We start from the raw sequence: 13823 nt of genomic DNA, 5'->3' as shown, positions 1-13823 counted from the left end.
GTCAATATCACCATGCCGAATCCCGGAGAAATTCTTGCGCTTGGTTCTACCAAAGCCTGTAATATTTGTTCACGGCTCAATGTGTTACCAATGTTGGAAAGGTTTGGCCCTACTTCACCACCTTGTCCGCCGATTGAATGGCAGCGAACACATTCTGCCGCGGAATTGGTCATGAAATAACGACGACCAAGCATCGCGTTTCCACCAACCAGGGCTTCCTGGTAATCTGCAACAGTTTCACCGGTCGAACGCAAAGGAGCCATTTTTGCAATGAGAGAGGTAGATTTGGTTGAATCGACGGCTTCTCCTAAATCCAGGGCTAAACTTGGAGGAAGTTGTTTGTTGGTCATTTTCCCAATTAAATCTCCAAATATGCTTTCGGTTTTAGCCACAGGCAAACTTCCCAGAACACGCAGCATTTGCTGTTGTTCTTTCACACTACCTTTTTCGAAGATGGTTTTTGAAATATCTGTTAAAGCTTCTTTCGACATGGTAACATTACCCACCATTCCCAAAGCAGCCGTACGAACATCCGCATCAGAATCCGTCATTCCCTTTTTCATCACAGATTCCATGTCGGTGTATTTTAGCTCATTAAGAGCCGTAAGCATGGCAGCTCTTACTTTTGGATCTTTGTGATCGTTTAAGAGTTTCGCAAGCGTATCGTTGTTGTCCGAAACGCCTAGATTGGTAAGCATTTGGGCCGTAGCGATCAGAATCGTTACATCGTTATCTGCAAGAAGATCAGCGATTACTGGCTGGATCTTACTTTTAACAATCGCCGGGTTTCTTTGAATCACGCCTCTGTAACGTCCATCCACGCGATCCATCACCGAAGGGCTTGCCCAGGTTCCAAGTGCAGCAAGTGCTTCCGCACGAACTACTTTATCTGTATTTTTCCTTTTTGCAAAAGCGATCAGATTGTCAAGTTGCTGGTCCGTTCCAACCCTCAAAGCAGCGTTGATTGCCCGGCGAAGCAAAGGTTCGGAAGTAAATCTGGTTTCTGTTAATGTGGCTGCCAAAGCAGGCAAAGCGCCAGGAATAGACAAATCATCATTAATTGCTCTGGCTGCTTCTGTTGCTATGTACTCATCTTTATCCTGCAAGAACAAGCTCACTTTTTCGCTTTTCAATCTGCGCAAAACCAAAACAGCAGCTGTACGGAGTGATTTGTTGGAATTGTTGGCCAATGCTACAATTGGTTCAACCTCACCGATTCTTGACAAAGCCAGTACTGCTGCATGACGAAGGTAAACGTCTGCATCATTGTTGGTTTTGATCATTTCCAGCAAAGGAGCAACAGCCGATTTTTCTTTAATTCTGCCCAAAGCCTGTGCACCAAAGAACTGCACACGTGGATTTTTGCTTGAAAGCATAGGTATCAGCATTGGGCCAGCTTCTGAAATGTATTCGTCACCCAAAACTTTGGCAGCTTGTGCAGTAATTTCTTCATCTGAATCTTTTAACAAAGCAAGTAACGCGTTGCTGTAAGACTTATCCTGACGGGTCAGTTGTCCCATTCCCCAGATGGCGTGAATTCTTGCTAATTGGCTGTTCGTTTGAGCGATGGCTTTGCTGAATACAGCTGCACCTTTTGCTCCTCTGGTTGCAAGCTCAAACTGAGATTTTAATCTGATGCGCATATCCGGATTGGATAGCAGCGAAAGCAGGATCTCGTCTGACTGCGTGGTATAATTCAACTGCATGAGTCTTTTTGTCTCAACTCGAAGATCTTTCAGGTCGTTTTTCTCGTCTGTTACATCCAGTTTCCAAACACGGCCATAATTTTTGGTATCCCAGCCATTAATCCAGTCGGCAACATACAATGCGCCATCCGGACCGAAACGGATCCCGGTTGGCAAAATACCGCTGAGGATATTTTTTTCTCCATCCAATACAAACGATGCTCCCTTAGGTTTCAGTCCGAAAGCCCATATTGGCGAACGGGCCGGGTTTCCTACGAATTCAACAAGGAAAAATTTGTTTTTCCATTCTTTACCAAGAGCCGTTCCCGGATTGTACTGCATTCCGGTTGGTCCGTTATGAAAATTCTGAATAGGGGGAATGATATACGCAGCTTGCCCGTCCCAACGAGGCACAGATAGCTTTTCTTCCATCCAAACTTTATAACCATTGTTTTTAGGATCCGTATACTTTCCGTATTGCCAGTTGGACCGCCATCCCGCGTCTGAGCCTTCAACAACGTGAACCAGACGTTCGCTTTCACCGGGGTGATCGCCATCGTTGTCTGAGCTGATCAGGTTTCCGTACTCATCGAAAACAAATTCGTGCGTATTACGAAGTCCATCTGCGAAGATTTCGAATTTGCTTCCGTCTGGATTCGACCGGGCTATGATTCCGGAGTTGGGATGTTCGTGTTTTACACCTTCTGCCGTGGTAATGTTGGCGCCAATATCTCCGATGTTCCAATATATTTTACCATCCGGCCCTTCAATAGGGTTCGACATGCCGTGTCCGCCGAAACCGATGTGAACGCCATAACCGTGGCTTATAGAAGTTTTTTTATCATAAACACCATCATTGTTGGTGTCTTCAACGCGCCATAAATCCGGAGCAATGGCAACGAAAGCATCTTTCGCACGAACCAGAATACCACCGGCTACGTCGGAAACTTCTTCGAAAAAGTCTTCAAGCACGCGCATGGATACGTCCGCGATTCCGTCATTGTCCGTATCTTCCAGTCGCCACACTTCGTCTTTTTCTACGGTCAGATCCTTCCAGTCATGCGATCCGTCACCATTCAGGTCTTTAAGCCAGCTGTTTTCTTTGCTTTTTTCAGGAGCAAAAGTGCTGCGCAAAAATGCCCGGCGATCTTCCACAGTTTGCATGGCAATAGACTGCGTCATCCAGTTGCGGTGACCTCGTATATCAAACTCTGAATTTTTCTGACGGTTCGTTCTGTTCAGATACACGCGCCCCTGGTCGTCAACGGAAATGGATACCGGGTCAGGAGCAAGGGAATCAGAAGCCCACAAATCCAGTTTGAGTCCGTCAGCCACTTTAACCGCCGTTTTCTCACGAATTTCTTTGGCTCTGGCCTTTCCGGTGGCAGCGTCTTCCCGAATTATCAGCGCACTGCTGTTGGTTTTAGAAGAGGTGCCGGTGGGGGACATTTTCATGCATGATACAACTGCAATAGTGGCTAGTCCGATCAATACGACAGGTTTTCGAAAGAAACGTTTCGGGGTCATTTAGTAAATGCTTAAATTTTTCAGGTAAGAGACAAATAGTCGTGTTTTTTACTGTTTAGAATATATTTTAAGGCGTAAAAGTAAAGAAGCCAACCCGGTGAGGTTGACTTCTTTACTTTTATTTCTCTTTGATTATCAAACCGGCAGTGCAAAAAGATCATTGACGGATATGTCAAAGTCTGCAAGAACAGGAGAGGCGCTACATATATCGGTGTCCGTGCAAATGGTAACTTGCTTGCGTGAGGTGTAGACATAAACCACTTCATTGTCTGGGTAAATGTGCCAAACTACTTTCACGCTCGACTTAAAATATTCTGCTAGTTTTTCTTCAACTTTTGTGGCATCATCAGTCGGAGAAACAATTTCTATGATAAATTCGGGTATAGGCTCCTCTGCACCAATACTCTTATCGATTTGTGAACCGCTGAAATAAGCCAGATCTGGTCGGCGCATCTGAATTCCAGTCAACATAACGTCTTGCTCCGTCATCAACTCACCACCATTTCTATGAGCGGTTGTTGTTAGGAAAAGCCTGTTAAGTATTCGTACAATGACAAGATGCTTTTTCTTCATTTTTTCGAATCTGATAATTTCACCATCGTTCCATTCATATTTGAAACCGTCAACAGGCTCCCAAAGAAGGAATTCTTCGAAGTTTTGTGGTATAACCTGAGATTTTGGCTGAAGTATCATAATCGAAAATGTGATATATCTCTTGAATTGAAAACTAAGATAAACAAAATTGATGACAGGAGATTCCGGCTAGAGCTAAATTATTCAGAGGCTATTATCAATGTTAACACAATTGGTACTGACTGAGTTTAAAATGAAATAATTGTTAATAATCATTTTTAAGATTCTAAGAATCAGATTGTTGAAAATAGTGCAGGGGGCTTTATTTTTCGCACATTCACTTTTTTCTTAATCTTGCACCGCGAAATCGGGGTGATGTATTGGCTTAGATAATGGTTCCGGATGCGGACGATAAAATCGTTGCAGTGGGCTAGTGGCTTCGCAACATCTTCTATTAAGTTTTCAGCTATGAAATTTATGTACAAATCCTATATTAATTAGTGTAGTTTCTAACTTAAACCATTCACTTATAGTAAACTAAGGTGTACTTAGTCTCTATGTTTTTCGGTTAAACATTATATTACGTATATTAGTATAGGTGTTTAAGTATTAAGTACTCAGTTTGTTAAATTTAACCTCAACCAACCCCTAGTTCTATGAAAAAGATCTTTACTCTTTTCTGGATAATCTTTTTGGTTATTCCGGGGCTCGCCTTTGCCCAAATTTCCGTTAAAGGTACTGTCAAGGACATACAGGGAATGCCGCTTCCTGGTGTGAATGTCCTACTGAAATCGTCGACCAACGGAACAATTACCGATACCGAAGGGAAGTACAGCATGAATGCTCCTTCGGACGGGATACTTGTTTTTTCGTTTATAGGTTATGCGGCACAGGAGGTGAAAATTAATGGGAGAAGGCAGATCGATGTTTCACTTATGGAGGATGTTCAAAATCTGGATGAGGCTCTCATAACGGGGGCACTCGGGATGAAACTTGCGGAAAAAGCGTTGGGGTACTCAGTGCAAAAAATCAGTGGCGCCTCCCTCCAGACTGTGAAAGGAGTTAACCTTGCTACCTCGTTAACCGGCAAAGTGTCAGGATTGTGGGTTAAAAACAGTACTGAATTTAATGAGGCACCTACATTGGATCTTCGGGGTGAAACACCTTTGCTGGTTATAGATGGGGTTCCCTACGGAAATATATCGCTCAAAAACCTGAATCAGGACGATATCGAAAGTATTAACGTATTAAAAGGACCAACCGCAGCAGCATTGTATGGTTCAAGAGGAGGTAGCGGTGCGGTAATTGTTACCACAAAACGCAGCGATGACAGCAAAGGTCTCACCGTTTCGGTTAATACCAATAATATGTTTAATGCGGGATTTCTGATGCTCCCTAAGGTGCAACACTCCTATAGTGCCGGGCTAGGTAGTACCTATAGCCCGACGGACTACATTTGGGGAGCCAAACTGGATAACGGAACCATGGCCGACCAGTGGGATCCAATTGCGAAGGAAATGAGAAATTCTGAACTGCGTTCTGTTGGGAAAGATAATTTTAAGGACTTTCTCGTGCCGGGCCTGATCTCCAATAACAACATAAGTGTTACACAAACCGGCGAAAACGGAAGTTTCAGAGCGTCGGTCAGCCATGTTTACAACAAGGGGCAATATCCAAATCTTAAATCCAATAACACAACTTTTAGTGTGAGTGGTGAAATGAAGGTAGGTGATAAGTTTAACTTAAACAGCCAGATCGGATACAACCGGCTTACTGCACCGCAAGTTGCCGGTTCGGGCTACGATGCACAAGGCTACATTTATAATATTTTGATGTGGATGGGACCCGAGTACAACCTCGCGTCTTACAAAGACAACTACTGGATTACACCTAACTTGAAGCAAAACTGGCACTATAATGCCTGGTACGACAACCCTTACATGATGGCGTATGAAAAGTTGAATGGAATTGAGGAGAATAAAATGAATGCCAGTTTCACAGCGACAATGGAGCTATTCGAAGGCGCAAAAATACTCGTTCGCCCCGGATTTGACTTATACCAAAATAATGAAACCCGTAGAAACCCGCCAGGAATTCTTTCGACCCGAGGCTGGGATGCTTCTGGATTGTATTCCATTGCAAAAAGAAATGGTTATAGCTTTAACGGGGACGCCTTTATCACTTACAATAAAACGATTGGCAAATTAGGAATTGATGCCCTGGCTGGTGGTACTATCTATAAATTTGACAATAATTATCTTTACAGTGCAACCAGAAGTGGATTAATTATTCCAGGATACTACTCGCTAAACAACTCGGTGGAAAGACCAAATGTAAGCGTAGTTGATCCCATTACTGCGGCCTCTAATCCTCGCTTTCGTAAGCAGGTAAACAGTCTTCTGGGTAAATTGAGCCTTGCATACGACAATACATTCTTTCTGGACGTAACTGGGCGTAATGACTGGAGCTCAACCATGCCTTCCAATACAAACAGTTACTTTTATCCTTCGGCAGGCGCCAGTGTGGTAGTGAGTGAGTTTTTTAATGTTCTGCCTGGCTGGCTTGATTTCTGGAAAGTTCGCGGCTCCTGGACCGTGGCTAAATCCGATTTGGGTGTATATGCCACAAACAATACTTACAATACAGTAACAGGAGTATGGAACGGCTTAAATGCAGCAACTTATCCGGGTACAATTACCGACGCAGGCAATGTAATTGCAGAAACGAACCGTACATGGGAAATTGGTACTGCTGCCTACTTTCTGAAAAAGCGCTTCAAGCTGGATGTTGCTTACTTTAATAAATACAATTACAATATACAAACCAGTGCAGCAATATCTCATGCTTCCGGCTTTAATTCGACGTTGATTAACATTGATCAGACGTACGTACGCAAGGGAATGGAAATTACGCTTGAGACTAAGATCCTGAAAACAGGAAATTGGCAATGGGATGCAACAGCGAACTGGTCGTATAACCACCGCTACTTCAAATCACTAGATTCGCAATTTTCTGCCAAAAATAACTGGACCAAAGAAGGAGGCCGGACAGACACATACACAGGCGCTACTTGGCTGAAAGATCCTCAGGGTAATTTGATCCACCAGGCAAATGGCCTCACCCAGGCAAGTTCTTACAACAGCTTATACGGTTTTAATGATCCAAAATTTATTTTTGGTCTTTCCAATACCGTCCGTTATAAACAGTTCACTTTCAATGCAGCGTTCGATGGCAGGATAGGTGGTCTGTTGTACAACTACTCATCCTACAAAATGTGGGATACCGGTGCCCATCCCGATTCGGATAACAAGTGGCGCTATGACGAAGTTGTTAACAAAGATAAGTCATACGTGGGGCAAGGCGTAGTGGTGACCTCTGGTGCAGTGGCTTTTGACAACTTTGGTAACATTACGAGTGATTCCCGAGAATATGCTCCTAACACAACCAAGGTGTCTTATGAAACCTACGCTCGTCGTTATGGAGATGGTACACGTGGTGTAACTAATGCTACTTTCTTTAAGCTTCGTGAACTTTCGCTGGGTTACACACTTCCATCGTCTGTGGCCAAATATGTAGGTGCCAAATCGGCGTCTGTGTCATTTACGGGGCAAAACGTGTGGATGTGGACGAAAGACTTCCGCTTTGCTGATCCAGATAAAGCAAATGACTCCCAACTTTCTTCTCCTTCCGTACGCTACGTGGGTGGTAGTATTCAACTTACATTCTGATAAATATTAATGAATCATATCATGAAGAAATTCATCGCTAAATATATTCTCATCGCTGGAGCTCTGTTAGCGCTAAACAGCTGCTCCGACTTCGCAGAGATTAATACCAATCCCAATGCAGCAACTTCGGTGTCGTCAGAAATGCTGGCAACCAGTCTTATCCTGAATGTAGCGTCAAATAGCAGCTTTTTGGACCCGGCATTGCTTTCTAAAGCAATTAGTCATACCGAGTTTCCTAATTCTCTCCAGTACAACAATCTGGGGAAACAAGGCTTTGATGGCCTGGTGATACTGACCAACGTAGAAAAAATGGTTAATCTGGCTCCTGATGGAGGACTGAAAAACTCTTTTACAGGACTTGGGAAGTTTGTTAGGGCGTGGAAATTCTATGAACTTACGATGCGTGTGGGAGACATCCCTTATAGCAATGCTTTGAAAGGTGAAAGCGGTGTTATCAGTCCGGAGTATTCCACCCAGAAAGAAGTGTTTTTAGGTATATTGAAGGAGCTTGAAGAAGCCGATCAGGCATTTGCTCAGGGTACGAAATTCGCAGGGGACCCTATTTATGCTGGGGATGTTACCAAATGGCGTAAGGTTGTAAATACTTTCGCTTTGAAGGTATTACTAACCCTGTCCGCTAAGGAAACCGATACGGATTTAAACGTAAAAGCACGCTTCAATACGATTGCTACTACTAAGCCAATTTTTGAAAGCTCTGCCGATAATTTTCAGATAATTTATTCTGATGTGGCCGGACAGCGTTTCCCGTGGTTCAAGTTAAATAACCAGGGGCTTATCTACCCGGTGATGTCGACCATGATTGTGGATAAATTAAAGGATCTGGAAGACTACCGCCTTTTCTATTACGCAGCGCCATCACCAGTTAAAACGGCAGCCGGTGTAAGTACATCAAGCTATGCTGCCTACGTGGCGGTGAACCCGTCGGTTGTTTACTCTGACCTGACGGCGGTTGCTTCGTCAAAAGATTATTCCAATCTGAATGCACGCTATTCGGAACTTGCCAACTCAGAGCCTTATTACCAAATAAGCTATTCTGTTTTACAATTCATGCTGGCAGAGGCTTCATTAAGAGGATGGATTACAGGAACACCAACCAGTACTTATTACGAAAACGCGATCCGTACCGGAATGCAATTTGTAGCCAACACCACGCCAGACAATGCTGATTTTCATCATAATCGTAAAATCACGGCTGATTATATTACGACTTATCTGGCGTCGGATAAAGTTAAATTGTCCGGGACTATGCAACAGCAATTAGAAAAAATCATTACCCAGAAATACCTGGGTACTTTTCTTCAGTCGGGGTACGATAGTTATTTCGAAAACCGTCGTACAGGTTTTCCTGTTTTTCCGGTTAATCCTTTGTCAAACAACAATACTGAAAAGGATAAGATACCGGTAAGATGGATGTATCCGGACAGTGAGGTGAATTATAACAATGCGAACCTGTCAAAGGCCATTCAATCGCAATTTGGCGGCAATGATGATTTTAATCAAAAGATGTGGCTACTTAAGTAAATTGTAGCTGCACGGATTATGCTTAGAGATTATCTTCTATGTGAAAAATAAGCTAAAGACTAGACTTTATTGCGTTTGAATAAATATGAATCGGGGCTGCCTCCTTAAAAGGCAGCCTCCTTTTGTTGACTAATGGGAGTGACAATAATTGGATTATTAGGAAGATATTGAGAGCTTGCACAAAAAAAGACTAAAAATGACCAACAACGATATCCTTAAAAAGCTCCGCGTAGCGTTACACCTTCGTAACGACGAAATTATCCATATTCTGAGTCTTGTGGATTTTAAAGTGACCGCTAGTGAGCTGGGTGCACTGTTTCGTAAAGAGGGGCACGAAAATTATAAGCCTTGTGGTGATCAATTGTTGCGCAACTTCCTGAACGGGCTTATTATTCATATGAGAGGACCGGCAGAGGATGGAAAAAAGCATGAAGACTAGTATCACAACACCCAATTCACTCCGAATAACATCAAATGATAACTCAGGTTATAATTACCCTAGTCCTCGTTTTTCTTAATGGGTTCTTTGTCGCAGCAGAGTTTGCCATCGTCAAGATCCGTGCTTCGCAATTGGAACAAAAAGCTCAGGATGGCAATGCCATGGCGATTTTGTCCAAAAAAATTGTAGCAAATCTGGACGGTTATCTTGCAGCCACACAATTTGGAATTACGCTTGCCAGCCTAGGTCTGGGTTGGATTGGGGAGCCGGTTGTTTCCAAAATTCTCATTGGTGGAATGGAGTTGGTAGGAATTTCTCTTGATCCTGAATTGGCGCATCAGATCGCTCTTCCGGCAGCATTTGCCATTATTACGGTTTTACATATTGTTTTTGGTGAACTTGCCCCGAAATCAATTGCGATACAGCGTCCTGAGTCTACCACGTTATTCCTTTCGTATCCGCTTCATGCATTTTACATTGTGTTCAGGCCGGTTGTCTGGGTTTTGAATGGGATTGCGAATTTTATTTTGAAGGGAATCGGTATTACTCCTACGCACGGGAGCGAAGTACACAGCAGCGACGAACTTCGTTATCTCGTTCAGCAGCAGAAAGAAAGCGGAATGATAGAAGCAGCTGATTATGATCTGATCAAAAATGCCTTCAATTTCTCGGAACGTATTGCCAAGCAGGTTATGATTCCCCGCACGCAAATATTCGGGATTGATATAAATGACTTTAATGAGGCCAAACTTGAAAAGGTAATTGAGGAAGGTTATTCCCGAATTCCCGTTTATGAGGATACGCTGGATCAGATTGTGGGTGTGTTACACCTTAAAGATTTGCTTCTGCAAATGCGTAAAGGCAATGATATTGTTTTGCAAAAAATGCTTCGTCCTGTTTCAACCGTTCACGAGTCCAAACCCATTGGCGCTTTGTTGCGTGATTTTCAACTGAACCGTCAGCAAATGGCGGTAATTATTGATGAATATGGTGGTGTGGATGGTATCGTTACAATGGAGGATATTCTTGAAGAGCTGGTAGGGGAGATTCAGGATGAATATGATAACGAGACACCTATTGTGAAGAACGAAGCTGACAATTCATATACGGTTCTTGGTTCAGCATCAATCACCGATCTCAACGACAAATTACCACACGATATCTACAAAGAAAGTGATTATGAAACACTGGCTGGCTATCTGATCTGGAAATTTGGTCGTATACCAGCGGTTGGAGAAAAACTCAAAACCAAGCGTTATGAGTTTACGGTGCTTAAAAAACAGCGTAGTACCATTTCTCAGGTCAAGATCACATTATTGAATGATGATTCAATTGACCTGTTTTAACAGCAAACAGCTGGTTGACGATCAGGATTGATTGTATATTTTTATAACCGGCTGTCTCAGTTTTTGTCCCGTTTCGCTCAAAACGAATGCGATACTTTCGGCAATATCAGTAGGAGGTACCCATTTGTCGAAATCAGCATCTGGCATTGCTTCGCGGTTAACAGGCGTATCGATAATGCCCGGGACGATCATAGTGGCTGTAATGCCCTCAGATTCGTATTCTGAATTGATCATGTCGGCCATTTTAACCAACAGAGATTTTGACAATGTATAAGCAAAATTGGCATCTCCCTGGTTGGAACTTACAGCGCCTTTTGCTCCGATAAAAATAAGCTGTCCACCTCCCTGCTTTTTGAAATGTGCTATCAAAGGTTTGGTCAGGTGAAATGCGGTGAAGAAGTTGAGATGAATCATCTTTTCCAGATCCTCATCATCCGTTTCTGCCAGACCGCCGGGAGCATAACCGCCGACGAGAAATACTCCTGCATGAATGGTCTCAGCCTGGTCAATTACTTTTTGAACAAAAGAATGAGATGCATCCGAATCCAGCAGATCGATACCGAAGTTGTCGACTCCTGAAAGCGCATCGAACTCCCCTTTGTAATGACTCCCTGTGGTAACAAACAGGTGGGTGTCCAATGCAGAAAGTTTCTGAACCACTTCCTGACCCAAATTCCCGGAAGCTCCGCTGATGATGATATTTTGCACGATCTTTAAAATAAAGTTTCAGGTAAATAAAAAACAAGAAGCCAACTTTTAAAAGCGGGCTTCTTGTTTTTTCTAATCTATTTATTGCTTCAGGACTCACTCCACATCAATTTGCGGCAAGCAGTTCGATAAGGAACTTCCTGAATGGCTCTGCAAATTCTTTACGTTTCAGGGCGAATTCCACAGTCGTTTTCAGGTAATCGAGTTTGTCACCAATGTCATGGCGTTTGCCTTCAATTCTGTGCGCGAATATATTCTCGCGTTTCAGAAGCAGCAGCATCGAATCAGTAAGCTGAATCTCATTGTTTTTTCCTTTTGGCGTTTGCTCTATGGTTCTGAAAATTTCAGGAGTCAGAATATAACGTCCAGCAATAGCCAGGTTAGATGGTGCAAGATCAATAGCCGGTTTTTCAACCAGGGTAGAAAGCTCCATAATGGTATCACTCAACGACGTTCCGCCCACGATGCCATATCTGTTCACTTTGTTAGCCGGAACTTCCTCCACCGCAATAACAGAACCGCCGTATTGCTCATAGGTATCCATCAATTGTTGCGTCACCGGAATCACCGAGTCCATAATGGTATCTCCCAAAAGCACAGCGAATGGTTCGTTACCCACGTGATGGCGTGCATAATAAATGGCATCGCCCAGTCCGTTTGCCTCTTTCTGACGAACGAAATGTACATTAGCCATGTCGGCAAGCCGACGCATTTCATTGAACCACATCAGGTCTTCTTTTTCTTCAAGGCGACTTTCCAGTTCCACATTGCGGTCGAAGTGATCCTCGATGGCTCTTTTCCCTTTTCCGGAAATGATAAGAATATCTTCAATTCCTGAGTCAACAGCTTCCTGTACTACATATTGAATAGTTGGAATGTCGATAATAGGAAGCATTTCTTTCGGCATCGATTTTGTTGCTGGCAGAAACCGGGTTCCAAGTCCAGCGGCAGGTATAACGGCTTTACGAATCATATTTTGTGTATTAGCTGTTAGCAATTAGCGCGCGGTAAACCGCTTTTAGCGCAAAGGCTTTCAGGTATATAAATTTTTTTCTGGTAAATCTGTAATATTAATTTTTGTTTCAGGAACTCACCCCTGTAATGAACAATTCTCGCTAACAGCTAACAGCTAACAGCTAACAGCTAACAGCTAACAGCTAACAGCTAACAGCTCTCAAACCACAAACGGCTTAATCACCCTTGCATTGTGCTTTTTAAGTTCTACAAATAGTTGGTTCAGCATATCATCATTATGGTAAATTCCAATGATGGTTCCTCCCGATCCTGCGAATTTAGCAGAAGCTCCGCACGCTCTGGCGGCATTCACCAGGCGTTTATTCGATTCAGGAACGTTGTAAATTTTACACCTCAAATCGAAATTTTCATTCATTAATTGGTGTAAATCTTCTGCCCTTCCTTCCATTAAAGCTTTTTGTCCGTCTTCTGCCTTTTGAGCAATAGCAGCCAGGGTGTCGATCACTTCCTTTTCACCTCTGTCAAACCGGGTTCTTACATCGCTATGCACCTTTCCGGAGACTTTGCTAAGATTGGTATTGTAGGCGACGTAAAGCTTGGGCAGTAGTTCCGGGTTAATTCGTTCGTATTTACCGTGGCCTTTTTCTGCGATCATTTTTTGATCAAAATCCATGTAAACACAACCCTCATAACACTGGATAACCCGATCCTGCAAGCCGGCGGTGATACCAAGTTCTTCCGTTTCGGTTACCATCACCAGCTGAGGAAGAATTTCTATCGGGATTTCTACTTTGTAAAATTGCATCAAAGCACGGAACAAAGCTACCACAATGGCACTCGATCCGGACATTCCTACCTGGCGGGGAATAGAGGAGCGATATCGTACCGTGAAATTCCTGTTGGGTAGCCTGATATTGTTTTCCTCACAATAATCGCCAAACTTTTTGATACCAGCCTTAATAAGCGGAATCCCGCCATTGTAGCCAAGCATACTCACCGAATCGCGAAGATGATAAATACTCCGGAACGTGCTCACATCTTGTGGCTGAGGTTCAATATGCAGTTCAGGAGATTCGTAAAGGGAGATGGAAGCACCAAAATTCCTTACCGAAATGGAGATGGTTTTTCCGTAAAAACCATCGGAAGGATTGCCCAAAAGACCTGCCCGGGCATATGCACGTGTTTCTATTATCAAGATTGAGTTCTTTTTTCGTCAAAAATAGTAACAAATTGACGAGCATTCCTGTTTTTAGCCCTGAATCTGGCTTAAATCAATTGTACGATATGGAGTTTTGCACAA

General features: G+C 43.3%; 9 protein-coding genes. 4 read left to right on the top strand and 5 right to left on the bottom strand.

Annotated features, from left to right (window positions below; genetic code table 11):
* Both LZG71_RS24330 and LZG71_RS24325 read right to left on the bottom strand, forming a co-directional pair.
* Window positions 1–3212: HEAT repeat domain-containing protein (locus LZG71_RS24330; RefSeq protein ID WP_233824866.1), on the bottom strand; the 3212-nt coding region annotated here is incomplete at its 3' end.
* 135 nt (window positions 3213–3347) lie between these two features.
* Window positions 3348–3905 (bottom strand): Uma2 family endonuclease, encoded by a 558-nt coding sequence (locus LZG71_RS24325; protein WP_233824864.1) that lies wholly within the window; start codon window positions 3903–3905, stop codon window positions 3348–3350.
* Between the two features lie 536 nt (window positions 3906–4441).
* Here LZG71_RS24325 and LZG71_RS24320 point away from each other — a divergent pair.
* From LZG71_RS24320 to LZG71_RS24305, 4 genes are all read left to right on the top strand, one after another.
* A complete protein-coding gene (locus tag LZG71_RS24320; RefSeq protein WP_233824862.1) occupies window positions 4442–7513 on the top strand; it encodes a SusC/RagA family TonB-linked outer membrane protein in 3072 nt (1023 codons plus the stop codon).
* A 21-nt stretch (window positions 7514–7534) separates the two neighbouring features.
* Window positions 7535–9055: a SusD/RagB family nutrient-binding outer membrane lipoprotein gene (locus tag LZG71_RS24315; RefSeq protein WP_233824860.1), complete on the top strand. Its 1521-nt coding sequence runs from the start codon at window positions 7535–7537 to the stop codon at window positions 9053–9055.
* A gap of 196 nt (window positions 9056–9251) precedes the next feature.
* Window positions 9252–9494 carry a DUF1456 family protein gene (locus tag LZG71_RS24310; protein ID WP_115832882.1) on the top strand — a complete coding sequence of 81 codons (243 nt, stop codon included), beginning with the start codon at window positions 9252–9254 and terminating at the stop codon, window positions 9492–9494.
* A 35-nt stretch (window positions 9495–9529) separates the two neighbouring features.
* Window positions 9530–10840 carry a hemolysin family protein gene (locus tag LZG71_RS24305; RefSeq protein ID WP_233824858.1) on the top strand — a complete coding sequence of 437 codons (1311 nt, stop codon included), beginning with the start codon at window positions 9530–9532 and terminating at the stop codon, window positions 10838–10840.
* A gap of 21 nt (window positions 10841–10861) precedes the next feature.
* Here LZG71_RS24305 and LZG71_RS24300 read toward each other — a convergent pair whose 3' ends face one another.
* The 3 genes from LZG71_RS24300 to LZG71_RS24290 all read right to left on the bottom strand — a co-directional run bounded on the left by LZG71_RS24300 (window position 10862) and on the right by LZG71_RS24290 (window position 13718).
* Window positions 10862–11548, bottom strand: a complete 687-nt coding sequence (locus LZG71_RS24300; protein WP_233824857.1) for an SDR family NAD(P)-dependent oxidoreductase — start codon at window positions 11546–11548, stop codon at window positions 10862–10864.
* 106 nt (window positions 11549–11654) lie between these two features.
* On the bottom strand, window positions 11655–12521 hold the full coding sequence (gene galU / locus LZG71_RS24295) for a UTP--glucose-1-phosphate uridylyltransferase GalU (RefSeq protein WP_233824855.1): 867 nt from the start codon (window positions 12519–12521) through the stop codon (window positions 11655–11657).
* A gap of 201 nt (window positions 12522–12722) precedes the next feature.
* Window positions 12723–13718, bottom strand: coding sequence for a mevalonate kinase (locus LZG71_RS24290; protein ID WP_233824853.1), 996 nt, complete (start codon window positions 13716–13718; stop codon window positions 12723–12725).
* Between the last annotated feature and the right edge of the window lie 105 nt (window positions 13719–13823).

The organism is Dyadobacter sp. CY312 (assembly GCF_021390535.1).
Lineage (GTDB): Bacteria > Bacteroidota > Bacteroidia > Cytophagales > Spirosomataceae > Dyadobacter.
This window is presented reverse-complemented; position numbering and strand designations above follow the sequence as displayed.